The sequence below is a fragment of the Lacipirellula sp. genome, assembly GCF_965279485.1.
Classification (GTDB): domain Bacteria; phylum Planctomycetota; class Planctomycetia; order Pirellulales; family Lacipirellulaceae; genus Lacipirellula.
Map to the genome: position 1 here is coordinate 1,608,138 of NZ_CBDIIC010000001.1, position 17,288 is coordinate 1,625,425.

General features: G+C 57.1%; 17 protein-coding genes. 7 read left to right on the forward strand and 10 right to left on the reverse strand.

Annotated features, from left to right (window positions below; translation table 11 throughout):
* Positions 1-123 precede the first annotated feature (123 nt).
* On the reverse strand, positions 124-378 hold the full coding sequence (locus ACQY7R_RS06745) for a hypothetical protein (RefSeq protein WP_428304826.1): 255 nt from the start codon (positions 376-378) through the stop codon (positions 124-126).
* Between the two features lie 145 nt (positions 379-523).
* On the reverse strand, positions 524-838 hold the full coding sequence (locus tag ACQY7R_RS06750) for a hypothetical protein (protein ID WP_428304827.1): 315 nt from the start codon (positions 836-838) through the stop codon (positions 524-526).
* 940 nt (positions 839-1,778) lie between these two features.
* Here ACQY7R_RS06750 and ACQY7R_RS06755 point away from each other — a divergent pair.
* A complete protein-coding gene (locus tag ACQY7R_RS06755; RefSeq protein ID WP_428304828.1) occupies positions 1,779-2,447 on the forward strand; it encodes a DUF4142 domain-containing protein in 669 nt (222 codons plus the stop codon).
* A 147-nt stretch (positions 2,448-2,594) separates the two neighbouring features.
* Here ACQY7R_RS06755 and ACQY7R_RS06760 read toward each other — a convergent pair whose 3' ends face one another.
* Entirely contained in the window at positions 2,595-2,870 is a 276-nt protein-coding gene (locus ACQY7R_RS06760) for a hypothetical protein (protein ID WP_428304829.1), read from the reverse strand.
* A gap of 933 nt (positions 2,871-3,803) precedes the next feature.
* Between ACQY7R_RS06760 and ACQY7R_RS06765 the strand changes: the two genes are divergently transcribed.
* Positions 3,804-4,106, forward strand: coding sequence for a hypothetical protein (locus ACQY7R_RS06765; RefSeq protein WP_428304830.1), 303 nt, complete (start codon positions 3,804-3,806; stop codon positions 4,104-4,106).
* Positions 4,107-6,946: 2,840 nt separating this feature from the next.
* On the opposite strand, the gene ACQY7R_RS06770 is transcribed toward ACQY7R_RS06765, so the two are convergent.
* Positions 6,947-7,153, reverse strand: coding sequence for a hypothetical protein (locus ACQY7R_RS06770; protein WP_428304831.1), 207 nt, complete (start codon positions 7,151-7,153; stop codon positions 6,947-6,949).
* 118 nt (positions 7,154-7,271) lie between these two features.
* On the opposite strand from ACQY7R_RS06770, the gene ACQY7R_RS06775 reads away from it, so the two are divergent.
* Positions 7,272-7,622 carry a hypothetical protein gene (locus ACQY7R_RS06775; protein WP_428304832.1) on the forward strand — a complete coding sequence of 117 codons (351 nt, stop codon included), beginning with the start codon at positions 7,272-7,274 and terminating at the stop codon, positions 7,620-7,622.
* 108 nt (positions 7,623-7,730) lie between these two features.
* Here ACQY7R_RS06775 and ACQY7R_RS06780 read toward each other — a convergent pair whose 3' ends face one another.
* On the reverse strand, positions 7,731-7,925 hold the full coding sequence (locus ACQY7R_RS06780; RefSeq protein ID WP_428304833.1) for a hypothetical protein: 195 nt from the start codon (positions 7,923-7,925) through the stop codon (positions 7,731-7,733).
* Between the two features lie 134 nt (positions 7,926-8,059).
* On the reverse strand, positions 8,060-8,221 hold the full coding sequence (locus ACQY7R_RS06785) for a hypothetical protein (protein ID WP_428304834.1): 162 nt from the start codon (positions 8,219-8,221) through the stop codon (positions 8,060-8,062).
* An 824-nt stretch (positions 8,222-9,045) separates the two neighbouring features.
* Here ACQY7R_RS06785 and ACQY7R_RS06790 point away from each other — a divergent pair.
* Positions 9,046-9,279: a hypothetical protein gene (locus ACQY7R_RS06790; protein ID WP_428304835.1), complete on the forward strand. Its 234-nt coding sequence runs from the start codon at positions 9,046-9,048 to the stop codon at positions 9,277-9,279.
* A gap of 36 nt (positions 9,280-9,315) precedes the next feature.
* Here the strand turns inward: ACQY7R_RS06790 and ACQY7R_RS06795 are convergent, their stop codons facing one another.
* The 4 genes from ACQY7R_RS06795 to ACQY7R_RS06810 form a co-directional block, all read right to left on the reverse strand.
* The gene (locus ACQY7R_RS06795; RefSeq protein WP_428304836.1) at positions 9,316-9,543 is read right to left on the reverse strand and encodes a hypothetical protein; all 228 of its coding nucleotides are present in this window, start codon (positions 9,541-9,543) and stop codon (positions 9,316-9,318) included.
* Positions 9,544-9,797: 254 nt separating this feature from the next.
* On the reverse strand, positions 9,798-10,289 hold the full coding sequence (locus tag ACQY7R_RS06800) for a DUF4240 domain-containing protein (RefSeq protein ID WP_428304837.1): 492 nt from the start codon (positions 10,287-10,289) through the stop codon (positions 9,798-9,800).
* Positions 10,290-10,708: 419 nt separating this feature from the next.
* Positions 10,709-11,041, reverse strand: coding sequence for a hypothetical protein (locus tag ACQY7R_RS06805; RefSeq protein WP_428304838.1), 333 nt, complete (start codon positions 11,039-11,041; stop codon positions 10,709-10,711).
* 836 nt (positions 11,042-11,877) lie between these two features.
* Entirely contained in the window at positions 11,878-12,042 is a 165-nt protein-coding gene (locus ACQY7R_RS06810) for a hypothetical protein (RefSeq protein WP_428304839.1), read from the reverse strand.
* Positions 12,043-12,248: 206 nt separating this feature from the next.
* Here ACQY7R_RS06810 and ACQY7R_RS06815 point away from each other — a divergent pair, with 206 nt between their 5' ends.
* From ACQY7R_RS06815 to ACQY7R_RS06825, 3 genes are all read left to right on the forward strand, one after another.
* Complete coding sequence (locus ACQY7R_RS06815) at positions 12,249-12,485, forward strand: hypothetical protein (protein WP_428304840.1); 237 nt, start codon at positions 12,249-12,251, stop codon at positions 12,483-12,485.
* A 538-nt stretch (positions 12,486-13,023) separates the two neighbouring features.
* Positions 13,024-13,221 carry a hypothetical protein gene (locus tag ACQY7R_RS06820; protein WP_428304841.1) on the forward strand — a complete coding sequence of 66 codons (198 nt, stop codon included), beginning with the start codon at positions 13,024-13,026 and terminating at the stop codon, positions 13,219-13,221.
* A gap of 408 nt (positions 13,222-13,629) precedes the next feature.
* Positions 13,630-17,055 (forward strand): choice-of-anchor Q domain-containing protein, encoded by a 3,426-nt coding sequence (locus ACQY7R_RS06825; protein WP_428304842.1) that lies wholly within the window; start codon positions 13,630-13,632, stop codon positions 17,053-17,055.
* Positions 17,056-17,288 lie beyond the last annotated feature (233 nt).

Here is a 17,288-nt window from a genome sequence, read left to right on the forward strand (position 1 = left end):
GTCGGAATAGAGTGGAATACTAAGTCTTGTAGATGGTTAGGCGGAGAAGCGGCGTCCATGCGGGTGGCGGGCGCCCATGGGTAACGGGCGCCCGATGGGGAAGATGAGCGTCGGGATCGCCGCTCAGTTGAACGCCGCCCGCGACACTAAGCCCGGCGTGTGCTTCTCGAAATGGTGAGCGCCGATCGCGTCCTGAGCGTCCTGCTTGGCAGTGTTCCACTCCCTGCGGGGAGCTGTTGCAGCCTGGGTGCGGCAACGTCGGCAGCACCATTGGGCGTGGAATGCGCCGTCTTGGCGATAGATTGCTAGGTCGTAGTAGTCGCCACCAGCCGTGTATCCGCAGTTTTCGATGGGGTAGGCCCCATTGGATTTGTCCACTTTGCCCTCGGTTCGTTTGTAGAAGCCGAAGTCAAACTGCAAATGCGGGGGCGGCCTCTCGCCAGGGGCTTACCGGTCCGCCACGCCAACCCGCCGCAGTGGTGTCAATCTTAAGTGGGTTGGCGTGGTTTTCCGGCGTTGCCGGTCAGTCGCTCATGCTCGGCGACAGGAACTCTGAGAAGTGGTGTAGGACGCCGCTGAGCAAGTCTTCGGGGCAGTCGTAATTGCTCACCGTGAATTCAATGATCGCGCCACGATCGTGCATGCCAAATTCAAAACCGCGATAGTCGAATACAATCCACGTATCTCGATCCTCACCGGTGAATCTTACGATTTGGCACCCGTCTAACTGCTCAAGCTGGCTGAACATATCCTGCCAACTTCGCGAGAACGGAAGTTCCGCGAACTTACGGGGAGAGATGTGCGGATAGGGAGATTCCAGCAAACCTTGGTAGTGCATTCTCATCCTTGGTGAAAGCGAATTGCTTCAGGCTCAATTCTTGGGTGAGAACTCGGGAAAAGACAGACAAAACTGCTAATTAAATCACTAATAAATACAGCGTGTACCCCGAAAGGGTCATTGCAATCTAAGAACAACTAAGGAGTGGAGCGGAAATGGAGTACGAAGCTTGAGTAATGCGTCAGACTTGCGATTGGCGAGTTGGTAGCAATTGACTCAATCCGAACGGAATTAAACACATCTGCGACGAGAGATGCCTAAGAATAGAAGTGCTACGCCGCCGCGATCATCTGGAATGGGAAAATTGTGTTATGGACTTACTCCAATCCCGACTACCTCCGTTATGGAAACGCCAGATTGGTCAATTAGGTTACGCGCATTCCTTTCGAGCGATTCTGCCCCACACCGAGCGACTTCAGGGGGCGAATATTACCTTGTTCATGTCAGATGAGTCCGAAACCGTTCTCGTTTTTGACTACGAGCATTATGAGTTCTGCATCGTTGGCGACGGGGCGGGTCTGAACTTAACTGTCAATGACGCCGAGTGTCCAGACGCTGTGGTGGATAAGGTCTTACGCCACTTCTCAACTTTAAGCTCGTTGGAAAGTACGGAAGCAGGTGGAACGACCGTCTGAGCATAACTGTTTGGACGGCGCACGTTCAGTTTGCGTCGATCGGCACCACATTCTGTCGGACGCTGTAACTAGACTAGTCGGTTGTTTTTCCTGGATGCGAGTTTCGCGACTCGCCAGCCAGTCAACTAATAGCGGCATAAGCCTTGCACGCCTACGATCGTCCTGCCATTAGATCGATGCACGCAGCTATCGCCGATTTCTTCCAAAGACTTACAAATCAGCGGCTGCGATTCAAGAAAGGTCTTTCTGCACACTTAATTGCGGGCTTAGACGCAAACCCCTCTGTTGTATAGAAAGAGTGTGAGATGAGACTTACTTCGTTAGCAGTAGTAGCGTTTTCATTCGCTTACGCCATTGCGTTCGCGCCCGTTTCCATCGCCGCAGAGGCGAAAGCTGGCAGCGGCGAAACAAACCTCGACCAACAAATCGCGACGTGCATGCTTTTGGGAAACCGTGAAGAGATCGCACTCGCACAGTTCGCTGAGGAGCACGCTGAGCATCCTCAAGTAAAAGCATTCGCCAAAACGCTGGTTGCAGCTCACACCAAGGCGGTGGCAATGATCGAGAAGGCGGCACCTGAAGTCGCCAACTTGCAACTGTCGAGTGACAATCCATCAAATGGCGGTGCAGACCGTTCGCAACCGATCGGACACTCCAAGAGCGCCACCGCACTCATGCAGGCAGTCAAGAGTGAGTGTTTGTCGCTAACTGAAAAGGAACTTAGTCAGTACAAAGGCGCGGAGTTCGACCAAGCCTTCATTGGGCAGCAGCTTGGAGCGCATGTCGGAATGTTGGCACACCTTCGCGGCAGCAATTCGTTTGCTTCACCTGACCTTCAGAAGCTAATCGCTGAAGGAGAGAAGATGACAACTATGCACATGTCGGAAGCTAAGAAGATCATGGAGCAACTGAACGCCGCTCCGAAGACTGCAAGTGCAACGCAGCCTGCGACTTCACCGCAGTCTCGTAAGTAGGCTATCAAGAGCCCGGTACGGCGACTTGCTGTGCCGGGCTTTCGCTTTTGGCTGAAAGCTTTGGTCCTGCAGTTAACTCACACGGCACCAACTAATCGCGGTCGCCCAAAGTATGGCTTCGACGCGATTTCTGGCGCAATCGGGAAGCTACAACGCCGCCACCATCCCCAGCAACGCGGCGACGACGCTCATTCCCAGCAACGCCGACCGCAACGTGAATTGGCGGCCGATGCGAATCGCCGCGACGGCGGCGAGGGCGAAGATAAGAGAACCCCACCACAAAGGCAGGAAAACTGCATCTGGTCTGACAAGGAACGGAGCGTAGAGTTTCCAGGCATCCACACTGGAATGAACGCGATTCTTACCCGCCAAGGGGAAACGCTCCCATCTTGCGAGGTATGCTTGCGATTCATCTTCCGGCATGAGCATTGCCAATACGTACCCATCGCAGAATTCTAAATAGGCCGCTCGACTCGGTAGAGCCAGCGAAGGTCCGTAGCGTGCCTCAGGGCATCGCCAACTCCGCCACCACAACACCAAGCAGCCCACGCTCGCCGCGAGGCAAATCGCCGCCAAGGTGCAGCGGATGGCTTTTAGCATTTGGGGCTGGGGTTAGTCCCGGTTTTGCAGCGTAGGAGGGCCAACGGGTGTCGGTCCATTCCACGCATCGCTCGAAACGGGATTCTGCGTGCTTGGCGCAGAGTTGATTGGTGTCGGCGACACAAATTGCGGCGGCTGGCCGTTAGCTACGTGCCACGTCTGACCAGTTGTCGTATCGACGACGTAGCAGCCATGCCCATTGGGCGAGCCGTATGCCGAGACCTGAAAGCGGCCAATCAACGGCGATCCGGTGGCGTGCCCTCTAAGCTGCGGCGGCGTTGCAGGAATGTTGCCAGTCTGACCGTAAACCGATGTACTCGGCGCTGGCACCAGTGCGTCTAGGTTTTGGCTAGTACCTTGCTCCTCTCCCACCGCTTCGCGGCTCCAATCAATATCCGACGCGGCCCAACCAACAACGACGCCAACGAGTAACACGCAGAGGGGTTTCATGGGGAGACTCCGGGAGAAGAGAGGGTTTTGGCGGGAAGCCATTATAGCGGATCGGGTTGTTGGATTGGAGGAAGGCCGGCGGGCCGCTGCCTGGCGCAAGCAGATCAACGGTATGTCCTCAACCGCTGTCTGATGATTGGCACGGAGTTCGCATCGCATCACTTAGCTGGTTACAGCAGAGTCGCAGCGTGTTTCGTAATACCGCCCACCGATGATCCTTTCTGCGACTGCTCTCCCCATTTCCCTGCCTAGAAGCGCGGAGTCTTCACAGTCAATGCGGTCCAGAACCGCTCAAGGAATATAAATATGGTCGCTTCTGTCGCTCACCTCTCTCCGCCTGCACCGCGGACATTTGCCGAATTCGTGCTGACCAAATCCTGGCAGGACATTGGAATGCAGGTCCACCGCCTCGGCGGTACCTATCAAGGGTTCAGCGGTCAGGGACACAACGCTCAAATCGATTTCACGTACCGCGGCTACCAATTTTGCATCCAAGAGGCTGGTCGCATCTTGCTGCTACGGGTGGAAGATTCTCGGTGCCCGGACATTGTTTTGCATGAAGTGCAGCACCATTTTGCGGCGCTGCTTTCGTCGCATTTGAGTGACTGAAACATGTAGCTTCCCTGACGCGGATAAAAGCTCTCAATCTCGTCAAGCAAGCGGCCTTAGATATCTATGCCATGCTGGCGGCCCTGCGTTTCCTACCTTGGCGCGGGGCTGCCTCGGCATGACGACTCCAGCAACCCGCCGCGCCAATCAATGTCATGGATGTGCAACTTGGAGGGGGATTGGCGCGGCGGATAATTAACATGTTTCCGGGGCACTTGCCCATGTTTCTAGTTCCTCAATTGAAAGGCTTAACGATGAAATGGTTTCTTTCGCTAGTGGTGTTGACCGGGCTCGTTTCTGTCGGCGGCTTGACCGGGTGCTCGAAAGAGGCATCGACTAAGACCGAGACGACGACTTCGACGCCAAACGGCGAAACAACGACAACTTCAGAGACGACGGTTGAGCAATCGGGCGAAAATCCGCCACCGCCCGCCCACTAATCGGCTCTGACAATCTTTTGTGGCTCTGCCGCGGTAATCCGTTCCCTGTTTGTCGGACTGCCGCGGCATCCGCATTTCATCATCAATACAGTTCGTTTGGCGCGGCGGCCCTTCGTCTTTATTAGCCTTTCGACTTGGGGCCGCCGTGTCATCAACTACGCCCCATCCGTGAGGCGTAACGGGTGTTAGGCTCCCAGGACTAGACGAAGAGAATTCCCCACTCCCCGTTGCGGATAAGCCGTTCGGTGTTCTCGCTCGCACTGACGACTGAGAAGTGACTCCGCAAATTTGCGGAGTCCGGTCGAGCAAATCGACTCCACGGCTTCGGCCGCCAAACTGCTGAGCCGCAGGGTGTCGCTTGCGCGGTAGTAGCCGTCGGGTCAGTATTCGTCGCCGAAGAAAGTGCAATCGATCGCCTGTTATTGCTACTTGTTGAAATCGGCGGCCACCATTGGCGTATCAGCCTTCGCGGGGAGGCCGTGGTTTTTTGTTGCCCATCGCCATTGGTGCGTCTCCAAAGGGTTAAGAAGTGTTCGGCATAGCGTTCGCATTTGCTTCGCAGCCCGAACCTAAGATTCCAAGGAGTCAAAACGTGAAACTGCTGCGATCACTTGCCGCGCTGCTCCTTAGCGTCGCGCTATGCGGCGGCTGCTCAAAGTCGGAAGCGCCTGCTCCTAACGACACAACGAGCGGTTCGTCAAATCCGGTGACTGCCCCCGGAACGGGGGGGACGACTAGCGGACAGACGACACCTGGCGGCGCTGCTCCGAGCAACTAGCTGTTGAACGACTTCTAACCGATCCAGTTCGACGCTTCGCCTCAACGCTGCTCCTGGCTGGGACTAGATGAGGCGAACATCAAGAGCGGGGAGTCGCCCTGAACCGGCTCTCCGCTTTTCCGATCCTGCCTCGCCGGTCGGCCGTTGCACTTTGGTCCAAGTCCCACCTCGCAACGGCCGCCGGCGTTCTCAGCGGCTAGCCGCGGACCGCCAGGCAATTGCCGCTACTGGCACCACGTGGATCTAGCTGGATTTCAAGCCCATCCTTAAATTCCTCTCATGAGTACAACCGAGTTGGACCAACGCCGCGAGCTCCGGCTTGCTCAGCGTGCAGCGCTGGCAATGGTGAAGTCCGCGAATTCAGTGCCCAGCGATCGTGCCTCGGGCATCGCAGCGCGCGGAATAATGCGGAGCGTCGCTTCTATTTTCAAACCTACCTGCAGTTCTCGCTCGACTGGCGTTCGGCTCGGGCAGTTTACGACGCGATCTCGAGCGAACTCGCGGCGATAGATCGCAAGACGAACGCTTGACGCATCCGCCGCATGCCTTCGTCTGCAGGCATGTGCTCGCTCAGGGGTTTACCGACAAAATTGATTCCTGGGGACTAATCACTGGAGTTCCGCCTCAATCCACACGAGGATAGGAGGATGGGAACTGATCAACACCGCCGTAATGTAGATGCTGACGAACTATCGCTGCTGATTGCCGCGGAATCACGAATTGACATCGCCATGTCGAAGCTCATTGCGACGACGCAAGGCGTCACGGATGCTACTAGCGCCCAGGCCACCGCTATCAACGAACTTCGAGAAGCTCGGAATGCCATTAGGGTGCTTAGGGATCGCCTCGGACGATCACATTAATTCTCCGCTGGGGGGTGTCGGCTCCCTGTGTGCTGTATATAGTTCCCCTGCTTTCCGCTGACACCGCTTGGCAACCTAGGTCGCATCTCTAAGCTCCGGCCGATTGAATCTTCATCGCCTGCCAAGTTCAGCCCACGCCTCACCGTAGGCAACTAGATGGCTGATACGTTTTGCCCGACCTGCAATAGCTCGGGTCGCTGCTCCCATTGCGAAGGCATCGGGTCGTTTCCGTCCGCCGACTCCGAGCATCCGGCCAACCGTCGCTCTTGTAAGGCCTGTTACGCCAGCGGTCGCTGCACGAAGTGCAAGAGCATGGCATTGCGCCCGGGCGGGTATTTGGCTGAGGCGTACCCCGCATCAGAGCAGACGGCGGATAGTTCCAGTCGAACACGTCGCGATCTCTGAGCTAAGTCCGACGCAAAGCAACCCGCTTCGGGCACGCAGCGGGGCGTCAGAGATCACAATTCCCTCCACTGGGGGGATGCCTCCTCGCAGCCGGCTCGTATCATTCCAATCTCCAAGTGCGTGAAGCCAAGCCCGCCAACTGATCGGTGCCCAGAGGTCGGCCGGCTTGGTGGATCGTGCTGGTTCGCGGACTGCGCCGCCGGCAAGCAATCGGCAACCTGTCGATAACGTCATCTGCTGCTGTTGGCTGCATCGTCGCGCGTCGCAATACTCGGCTCCGCGTCGGGTATGGCCTACCTCGACGGCAAGTAAGAGCATGTCGGAGGCTGCCCCCTCCGGCGTGCATTTTCATCGCTATCGTCGCTTCGCCCGGAACGGAATCACATCCCGCTTCACACGAACACGCCGAGCATCAGCAGCCACACGCTCCACCGCCGCCGGGCAGCAGTCGTCGAGATCGATCGGCTCGCCCTCTTCGATCTCCTGCATTAGTTGGTTGGCCGGCTTGAAACCCCAGTTGGTCGGGCGGTTGCGTGGAACCTTGCGGCCTTCGCGTTTCATTCACCGCTAGGTAACGGGTGGGAATGCCCGAGTACTGAGTTTTTGCAGTAGAGGCAGGCAGAGAATTCAACCGGCGCAAGGATTGCCGAGGACTACGCACTCCTTCGGAGGCTGCACTATGTTGACCGCGTCTTTAAGCCACTCGCATCGAATCACTCAAGAGCAGTTCGTCGCTCTATGCCGGGGAATTCGCGTCAACATGCCGGATGAGTCGCAGGCCATCGGCTGGTTCGTCAGTACTGACGGCGACTACGCGGGCGTGCTGCTCGTCCACCCCAGTGACAGCTTTTGGGGCATGCTGGTCGTCGATCTAGCAAGCGTTCATTGCAACGTGATACAGGTTGACCGCGCTTTACGGAGCGTTGCGAGCGCTGAGAGATCGATCGATCAGTCACTTGCGGATTACCAAGATGGCAACCGAGCGGCTGTTATCGGATCGACCTGTGAGCATGCTGCCTCGCTCGCCTAATTTGTACATGGCTCGCAAAAGAACGGTCCAGATCGAAGCGGCAATCGCAGCCCCATGGCCCGCGCCAACTTCACCCTCGTGCCGCACGCATCACATCCATTACAACATTCAGACTGACGCAGGTGGGCCGACCGCGATAGCGGCCTCGTCGGTCAGCTTCGCCCGCTTGATGGCTCGGCCGAGCTTCCAAAGCATTGCTCCCCCCACGATGCCGTAGGCGAGCACGGGTAGCACCATAGTTCTCGAAGTAGTCATGCTCGCCGGCAGATAACCGAAGAGCTTGGCGGCCACGAAAACTGCCATCACGGCGATCGCCGCTATGCATCCGGCGATGTGTGCTTCACTGCACGATGCCCCGCTCGACTCCCGACACAGCTCAACTTGGCTTTTCATGATGTTCCTGAGGGATGAGTTGGTGATCTCCGAGCACAAATGATCTAGCGTTTCGCGATTAGCAACGCGCCCACCACAATTGCCAACACGCCGAGTACGTCGCCGCTGTGCGAGAAACCAAAGCCCAGCATGGGCGTTGTCAGCAGGCCGAAAAGGATCAGCCAAATAGCCAAAACCAGCATCGCTAGGTTAGTCGGAGAAGTCATAACTTGCCGGGGGGGGTTAGAAGGTGGACGCACCTAGCATCCTTCGACGCTCGCATGCGTAGACATGAGAGCATCCGGCTCAGAGTCCTGCCTTAAAGTCGAATCGTGGCGGCGAAGCTGCCTCTCTCGGTTATACCCGCAATTCCAACCGCATCGTCGAATTAAGTCGACCGAAAGCGGAGATTGTCGCCTAGGATGGTAAATCGTACCAATCGTTCGGCAAAGTCCCGCGCACCGGGCACACTCGGGGGGGTAGATTAATGGAAAACCCAACGTTCTCGATCGAACTTGAAAGTCGCACAATCGAGTGCCGCACTGAGTCTGATCGCACAATGCTCCAAGAGGGACACGGCATCTGCTGTGATAGACGGTCCAGCGACCGGCATAGCGGCGAACGATTGGGGGAGATCAGTTCGGCATGCCGGGCTTACGGCTTAGGCAAGATGGCAGACATGATCGCGGATCTTGCTCAGCGTTCAACTCGTTAGCGATTCGGACGCGTGCTGTTGGCGGCAGGCGAAGCGGAATGTCACCGATCATAGTGAGGCTGACGGCCTTTTGATGGCAACTCTCAACGTCATCCGCGATACGTTTCAGCGGTAATCCCTCGGAAAGGCCCAATTAGTGATCAAAGTGGCATCGACATCAAGACGCTCCCAGGGCCCAGTGAGGCGATCTGGCGGAACCTGACTCAGTAGTCGCCAACCGCCGCAGACGCACGAGCGTGGCGCTGGCGAGGTCGACTTCAGACTCGCTTGCGATTTCGGTCACCCAGCGTCAAGATTATGCCGCTACTTGATTGGCACATTTGATGGAGCGGTCTCGTGTACGACAAATACCCACCACGCCAAATCTTTCTCGCCGGCCGCAACATCGTGTGCGAGTCAGCGGAAGACCTGAAACTGCTAAAGGAAGCCCAAGCCCTTGAGATCGATCCCGCGACAGTGCTGCAGCTCTCCATCGGTCGGCTGCACCTAATCAAGGATGTTTGCCAGCGCTACTCGCTCGGGAAGTATCAGCGTCTCGCGAGCCAGGCGATCGCCCGTGCCGGTGTCTGAATCGTTCAATCCTGAAGCGTTTGTGCTAGCAGATTATCACTTGCCCCTATCGGGGATCAGGTGGACCCGAACGTGGTGCTCACTGTAGATCACGGCGAGCATGCGGATGGTGCCTTCGCGCTCGCTGGCGAAGCGACGGGAGGCCGTGAACTTACGATCGCAAACCGGGCAGGTGTACTCCGCGACGTACTCGCCTTCGTGCCGGACCATCATGCATAGGTATTCAATTTCTCCTAATCGAAACCGGTGCTGACTGGTCGCCATTGCTCCTCCCGCCCTCAGCTTCGGCAGCAGAATCGGGATAGCTTTACGGGACGCGGCGCCTGCTTTCGAGGAAGTAATAGTGTACTGAGCGACTATTGTGGCGTCCCCTCCGCGCACGAGAAAGGCCCCTCGCGTGGTCAGCCGCTTGGAGCCTTCGTAACGACAGGCGACGTAACAATCTGCAGTTGGGGATATTCCACTCGCCGATTGGCGACTGTGAAGGGCTCATCCCTGCGGGCGGCGAAGGCGAGAGGCTATTCGAATTTAGCCCATAGCTTCGGGTACATTGACTCCAAGTCGTCCTCTTCCCAGGCGTCACCGACGGGCTCCGGCGGTCGGCTGTTTGTGATGGCGCCGATTGGTATTTTTTCTCCAGTAACCTGCTGGTAAGCGTCATCAGCAGCGTAGAGCATATCCTCGAGCTCAACTTCCTCTTCGGTCCACTTGCCGATTACCTCGGGATTAGCCAACGCGGCTTCGAATCTCTTCTTTCCATTGGCCAGGAGCCAGCCCCGAAAGTAGTCGAAGAGATCGTCGGAGCAGCCGCCGTTCACGATGTAAGCAACTGCCCACAGGTCCCAGCGGTACGACTCGGCGTCCAAGTCCCACTGGTGCTGCTTAAAGGAAATGATCTCGTCCGCTTGCAACTTCGCCAGTCGCGAGGCTACTTCCGAGGGGACGTCCTCAACATCCTCAGCTGATCGACGGGAATCATCTATGATCTTCCAGAATACATCTCGTTCCATTCGCTTGACCTCGTGGCACTGGCAGTGAGCGTGCGGCGTGTCCGGACTCGTGAAGTTGTGTTCGCCACTCTACCGCCCCGCTCCCCGGCCGCAAACTTGCCTTTTCCTTTGCGGGTTGATTGCTCTGAAAGAGCGCCGCCAACGCTGGCACGCCGGCACGCTAACCATCCAGAGGTTGTTAATAATGTAACGATGACGATGGCTACAACAGCCCAGCACGTAGCGGCTGAGACTGGCATCTCGAAAGTGCCAAGGCTACCCAATTCGAGATGCGTGTCGGACCAGCTTCGGCCGTAACCGTCACACTCGCGATCGACGAAACCGAACCGACTGTTAGCCACGCGAAACGTGTAGTCGGCGGTTTCCGAGAATGTGTACATGTCCCTCACTATACCCGCTGGCGACGGGTGGGGCGATTGCTAGTACTGAGCTTCTAGAATAAACCAGAATCGCGGTTCACCGACGAAGCCATGCGCTATAAGGGTTTCATCAACAGTTCGAGCAATGGCGGCAAGGTCATCCGCACTGTAGTCGCGACTGACTTCTCCCTGGACGCCGAACGCTCCTAGCTTTCTTCCGACCAGCAGATGATATGGTTCGCCGTCTGTGGTTCGGCCACACCAGGTCTGAAGCTTGGCGAGCTTCGCGATCCGCAACCGTTCATCTTGCGACGTCTCCAATGCGTCTACCTCGTCAGCATCGCCGACTTCATAGCGCACGCCATAGAACGCAATGACCGAATCTGCTCCCATCCCCGCATTCTACCCTCGCCGCTCCCCAGCGAAAGCAGACCTAGCCGCCGGATTCCGGGGCGGTCGGGTCCAGGCGGGGCTTCCGAAAGCTATTGCGCACCAATCTGCCGCGTGCTGCGGCGAGAGCCACAGCGATCGCAGCTAATCCACCGAATACCAGTGTACCTGCTACCGGCCACCACGAGATCAGGAGCGGCGCGACGCCAATGATGCCGCAAATGGCAAACTTCGTCCACAATTTGGCGGCTGCTAATCGCACCGAGTCGTCCTCGTCTACAGGCATGTTGTCCCTTTACACGCAGTTTCCGTCTTCATCTCTCTTCGGTGAGGGTGGGTGCGATTTGGTCGATGAACGCGCCGCCGCGGCATAGCATAACTCGCCGCTCGTGAATTCCGGCCCCGCGAAAACGCCGCAAAAAGCGGTGCGGAAGACGGGCGCCCGCGCCGGGACGCGACTCACGCGGCGGGGTTAATTGGGACGTTGTTTTACATCCCGCTCACCATCCACACTGTCGCAAGGCGGATGCGACTGGCAAAGACATTCAAGTTTGCTCGGCGATAATTGCTGCGAAGGCCCCCAAAGACCGCGCACGCAAGTGTTGCCAACGACTGAAAAGGCGAATTAGTGAGATATGCGATGCTAACGGCACTAAGGATTGCGACGCCAGCAATACCGAGGATGGTGAAGTTCTGCCTCATGTATTCACACTCGCGATGCTCCCGCGACATCGCCGAGTCGCGTTGATGCGGTTTAGAGCTGCGTCACTGATGGGACACGGTGAGCGTCGATGTGCGGGGTGTCTGAGCTCGTGACACTCGCGGAGATGCCGTTGCGATCATCGTGGAGGGTAAAGCCGCTTCTCGCGCAGCCGCAATTCGCGGCGTTCGGCCCACGCTTTCCGCTCAGCCTCTTTCTTAGACTGGGCCGGATCTTCGATCTCGGCGTCGGTAATCAGGGCATTCCGCTTGAGGAGGGCGTTTGCGTTGTCGTCGCGTTCCATCGATAGACCCTAAGTGGTGTTATGTTTCCTGTGCAGAGGGCCGAGCAATAAACATACCGTCAACCCGTATTGTGCTCTGCTGGCACAACCCCGAAGCAGATCGTCGCCAGGGCGTAGCGGAGGTGGGTGAGCATTCAGGTAGGATGGCGGACGGCGAGGGCGTGAATTATTTGGTCCCAGTGCGCCTAGTTGCTATTGTGAGCAGCATGAATATGATCCCATTCTATCGGCGTAACGCACTTTGGCTCGCGGTCATCGCAGCAATTCTCGTTGCCTGGTCGATCGACAGGGATCAGCTAAGCAAGCATTGCACTCGCGCCGAAATTGGCCTCTTTCACTCCGAAGCCCATGCCTCTGTGTCCGAGTCAGAATTGAAGGCTTTGACCTTCGCTCAAGAAATGAACGAGCGAAATCGCCGTGCAGCGATGGAAATCACAAACTAGCGATTCACTGCAACACGGGCTTCAGGAAAGCAGCGGAGGAAGGTGAGCTGTCCGCATTCCCCGGCGGTTAGACTGTTGGGATGGACTTCTTCATCAAGTTCGTTGTCGCCCCCGCCATTGTCGCCGTGCTCTTTTGGCCGCTGGTAATCAGCATAATCAATTCTAAAGATCCCCCAGCCTGACTCCGGCTGGGATTCTATCCCGAGATGGCAAAAGAGCGCCCCGCCAGATTCGCTAGGTCCGCGGGGTGAGTGAATGGTCAATGAGCTCTGCTCCGCCGTTGCTGCCTCGTCCTCACCCATCTCCACTATCGTCTCCATTCCGCAAATTTGCGGAATTGTGAGGCAGGCATTGCGGGCAGCAGGGATTCTCACCGTTTGCTGAGGGCGCAAGTTCGCCGACGCCGCGAATCGCAGCTGGTTAGGAAACCGGAGTCGAACTCTGCCAGAGCAACCGGACGATCGACACCTGGCCCGTCGGCACGCGGCTCGAGGCGATCGAGAAAGCGAAGGAGCTGCAGGCTCAGTTCCCTAAGGCGATGTTCGGCCTTGCCCTCTTGGGCGTGGTGAACGCTTGGGAGACGCCGGCCGGGTGGTTCTACAGCGCCACGGAATCTCGCCCGGGCGCCGTTCGCGCATTCGCCCTCGACGAGCTCGGCGACGTCGTGCTGCAGGTGACGGAAGGCGATGAGACGCAGTTCATCCAGGGGGCCCGGAAGTTCCAACCACTCGATTGACATGCCAGCGTTGCTCACTGCTCAAGTATCTCGTTAGACGAACAGGCGATCGAGGAGTCTGGCCGTTGATCAGGGTGATTGGGAGCACGTTTTTTTAAGCTCGCATTCGTATCATCGACAGCAATGATGTCGCAGCGCGCGACACCTATTCGGTCATCTAGGCAGATTAGGAAAAATTGTCGTAGCACAATCTTCACGCGACTGATTTCCCTCTCAATTTGTCCTGAGCGATTATTGATTTGATCAGACAATTAAGTTAGAACGGTCGCCGCGGCACCCTAACAGCTCGCGATGCCTATAGGTCTGCAGCTGCATCCTTCTCTTGCGCCGCACGAAACTCGCGTCTTCCAGCAATCAAAGGATGAGAGGCTACCAATGCGCAGACTTCCTAGCTCGTGGGATCGGACGATGGCGAAGCTCGGTCTGAAGCGAGTACGCACAAGCTCGAGAGTCGCTAAACGCCTTACTTCTGCGCAATTGGGTTATGAGATCCTTGAAGACCGCCGTGTGCTGACCAGCTCCGCAGTAGGGTCGTGGATTCGCATGGACGCGAGCATTTCTGGGAAAGATTTAGAAACGGAGATCTACACCGGAGCTGAGGCGGCGAATGCGCCCAATGACAACGAACCCGTGGATGATCAACAAGACAACTTACTACGCAAATATTCCGATTCGCTTGCGGACGGAGATGGCTACGGTTACGCATTTGCCAAGATCGCGGGATTCATCATCCCTGAAATATGGGACGGAGCGTCGCCCGTGACAGGAGCGAATCGGATAGCGGTCCCCAGTGTGACAATGGAATCTGTTCAGGTTGGCAGCGCCAATCAAGGCGGCGAAGGGTCGGCGGGTGGGAATGTTTCGATGCCATACGGAGAGATTGACGGTCGGTTCAAGTTTGACGACAGCAATCCGTCGGTCGCCAAGAAGTTTTACGGCGCCCTCTATCTGATTGGACTCGGCGAAGCCATGGCAGGTGGCTACGACTCTGGGGCGCGTCTAGATCAGCGTGCTTCAATTACCATTGGCCTAAACGGCGACGCAATTGGCACGATTACCTTTCAACATTACACAGACATTAAACACACAGACTTGGAGGAGTATGACGAAACCTCAGGCCTGCTCACCGTTGACATAGAAGGGCAGGAGCCGTACACCGTCGCCACCACCGGCGCGAACATCTACGTCAACTTTGTTGTGGATATAGAGAACGGCAATGAGATAACGATGAGCGGTCGTCTTGAGGACAGTACTCACGGACCGGGCATTGGCGCAGGCTTCGCTTCGAATACAGCCAACGGCGCTTCTAGTTCGAGCTACAACTTTATTAAAAACGTGCACGCCTATGGATTCGCTTTTGAAGCCGAAAATCCGCCGGACGACCTACCGCCGATTTGGGATGGCGGCGGCGACGGAGATGGAAACGGGATTACCAACAGCAACCCACGACTCTTCGAAGACGGTGAAGCACCCGGCGACGTCAACGGCGATGGCGTGGTCGACGAACTCGACGCGTTGCTTTGGCGACAAAACGTTGCAGCCGCGATACAGAATGACGTTGCTCCGCTGATTGTCACGACTGAAGAGGACGTCGACGACGGTGACTACAGCTTCCACGATCTTAGCTTGAGAGAAGCGCTTTCCCTCGCTTCGGACTCTAGCTACGACGGGGCGCGCATCATCGCCTTCGCGAAGTGGATCGATCACATTACGCTCGATGGCACGCAGCTCGTGGTCGACAGCGATGCTAATATTGTTGGCCCAGGCGCCGGCCGACTAACAATTGATGGCGACGGCCTCAGCCGGATCTTCTCGATTGTACCGGGCGCTGACGCGACCATCAGCGGCCTTACCGTAACGGGCGGCGGCAACGTCTCCACTGGCGGCGGTATTCTCAACAACGGCGTGCTGACGCTAGAAAGCGTCGTCGTCAGCGGCAATACCACCACGTCCTCAGGCTATGGCGGCGGCATTCTCACCCAGAACGGATTGACAGGGACCGCCAGGCTCTACCTTCGCAACAGCACCGTCGACGGCAATCATGCGTCGTTCGGCAGCGGCCTCTATCTCAGCGTCGACGACGGCGAAGTGGAAATCACCGGCAGTACCATTTCCAACAACGTGGCCCTGGGACTTGCCACCTCGACCTATTCCGCTGGCGGCGGCATTTGCGCCGATAGTACAAACACAGCGTCGATCGAGATCACGAACAGCACGTTCTCAGGAAATCATGCGCTCTACAGTGGCGGCATTCGCCTGCAGAACAGCTTAGCTTCCTTTAGCCTTATCAACTCCACGATCGCTTACAACATCGGCAACGATGCCGGCGGTCTCCATCGTCTCAACAACACGTCGGACCCGGTTCTCCACAACACAATCGTATCTGAGAACACGGCTCACTCGACCAGTACCAAGCTGGATATCTTGGGTTCAGTCGACTTAACTAACAGCACTTACAACCTCATCGGCAGTGGGGGAGCCGGCGGTCTGAGCAACACGAACGGCAACATCATACTGAGCAGTCCTAACACTGCAGGACTTGCGCCGCTCGGCGACTACGGCGGCAAGACGAAAACGCACGCTCTCAAGACGACCAGCCCGGCGATTGACAAGGGTAGCAATGACTACACAACAACCTACGACCAGCGCGGCGTTGGTTTCACGGGCGAGTACGACTTGCCAAATGGCACCTACCCCAACGGTGCCGACGGCGCACGCGACATCGGTGCCTACGAAGCCAGCACCGGCACGACGCTCATCGTCCGCAGCGATGATGATCGAGATAATTCCGTTGACCTCAAAGCGACGACCGATTCGCTCCGGTTGCGTGAAGCGTTGGCACTGTCGGCGGCGCTCGTAGGAAGTGAAACGATCACCTTCGACCAATCAGGCTGGGCGGACGACGAGATTCAGCTTTCGTCAACTTGGGGGTATTTGTCGGTAACCAGCGAAGTCAAAATTGAGGGCCCTGGAGCCGACAAGCTGACAGTCGCAGCCGCGCCAAGCAGTCGCGTCATGTATGTCAGTCCCACTGCGACTTCATCGGTCATCAGCGGGATGCGGATTACCGGCGGAGCAACTCCGTTCAATGGCGGCGGCGTCTACGTCGCTTCCCCCTCGGCCACTATTGATCGTGTTCAGATCGACGAAAACTCGGCTAGTGACGGTGCCGGCATCTACGTGGCAAGCGGTGGCGGCCTCACGTTGAGGAACTCGACTCTCTGGAGAAACGAGGCGACCTACTACGGCGGCGGACTAGCCGCATACGGAACTGCGGATGTCACGATCGTAAACAGCACCATCGCTGAGAATGAAGCCGGAATCGGCGGCGGGATTCATGCTTACGGTGGCACCGATGTGCGAGTCGTCAATGCGACGATCGCCTATAACATTGCCTCAGACAAGGGCGGCGGTGTTAACGCAGCGAGTTCTTCAACCGTCCGGCTCGACAACACGATCGTTGCCGGAAATGAGGACACCTTCGGTGCGCCAGACATCTTCGGAATTTTCAGTGGCGCCAGCGTGCACAATTTAATCGGCATCGATTACGACGACGAGAACGGCATCGATCACGGAGACACCAATCTCGTCGGCGTTGAAGGAGCTAACCCCGCACTCGAAGGTGGCCTGAGTGAAGTCACCACGGTTAATGGCCTGAAAGTCTACCAGCTCTTGAGCGATAGCTTGGCGATCGACCACGGCGACGACGACTTCGCGACCACGTTCGACTATGCCTTTGATCAAATTGGAAATGATCGCATCGTGGACTACGACGGCATCGGTACGGATCACATCGACGCCGGAGCTACAGAGCTTCAACTGGTGGAGGTCTAACGCCCTCACAACAATACTTGACCGTCGATCCCCCCTCGCAGCACTCAAACTTGCTGTGAGGGGGGACTTTCATTTAACGAGAACTCGCCGCGATTCAGCAAATAACGCCCGCGCCGGGACGCTACTCGCGCGGCACGGGCTACACCGAATTGCCAAAGATCGGGGCCGAAAGCCCTACTCGCCGCAGGTCCCAACGGTTGGGACCTGGCTCACCGATCGCCAACCGCCGCCTC

Bases quoted from the DNA above. Each gene is read 5' to 3' on its own strand.
- ACQY7R_RS06750 (WP_428304827.1), bottom strand. From the start codon at position 838: ATGCACTACCAAGGTTTGCTGGAATCTCCCTATCCGCACATCTCTCCC.
- ACQY7R_RS06755 (WP_428304828.1), top strand. From the start codon at position 1,779: ATGAGACTTACTTCGTTAGCAGTAGTAGCGTTTTCATTCGCTTACGCC.
- ACQY7R_RS06760 (WP_428304829.1), bottom strand. From the start codon at position 2,870: ATGCCGGAAGATGAATCGCAAGCATACCTCGCAAGATGGGAGCGTTTC.
- ACQY7R_RS06765 (WP_428304830.1), top strand. From the start codon at position 3,804: ATGGTCGCTTCTGTCGCTCACCTCTCTCCGCCTGCACCGCGGACATTT.
- ACQY7R_RS06770 (WP_428304831.1), bottom strand. From the start codon at position 7,153: ATGAAACGCGAAGGCCGCAAGGTTCCACGCAACCGCCCGACCAACTGG.
- ACQY7R_RS06775 (WP_428304832.1), top strand. From the start codon at position 7,272: ATGTTGACCGCGTCTTTAAGCCACTCGCATCGAATCACTCAAGAGCAG.
- ACQY7R_RS06780 (WP_428304833.1), bottom strand. From the start codon at position 7,925: ATGGCAGTTTTCGTGGCCGCCAAGCTCTTCGGTTATCTGCCGGCGAGC.
- ACQY7R_RS06785 (WP_428304834.1), bottom strand. From the start codon at position 8,221: ATGACTTCTCCGACTAACCTAGCGATGCTGGTTTTGGCTATTTGGCTG.
- ACQY7R_RS06795 (WP_428304836.1), bottom strand. From the start codon at position 9,543: ATGGCGACCAGTCAGCACCGGTTTCGATTAGGAGAAATTGAATACCTA.
- ACQY7R_RS06800 (WP_428304837.1), bottom strand. From the start codon at position 10,289: ATGGAACGAGATGTATTCTGGAAGATCATAGATGATTCCCGTCGATCA.
- ACQY7R_RS06805 (WP_428304838.1), bottom strand. From the start codon at position 11,041: ATGGGAGCAGATTCGGTCATTGCGTTCTATGGCGTGCGCTATGAAGTC.
- ACQY7R_RS06810 (WP_428304839.1), bottom strand. From the start codon at position 12,042: ATGGAACGCGACGACAACGCAAACGCCCTCCTCAAGCGGAATGCCCTG.
- ACQY7R_RS06815 (WP_428304840.1), top strand. From the start codon at position 12,249: ATGAATATGATCCCATTCTATCGGCGTAACGCACTTTGGCTCGCGGTC.
- ACQY7R_RS06820 (WP_428304841.1), top strand. From the start codon at position 13,024: ATGTTCGGCCTTGCCCTCTTGGGCGTGGTGAACGCTTGGGAGACGCCG.
- ACQY7R_RS06825 (WP_428304842.1), top strand. From the start codon at position 13,630: ATGGCGAAGCTCGGTCTGAAGCGAGTACGCACAAGCTCGAGAGTCGCT.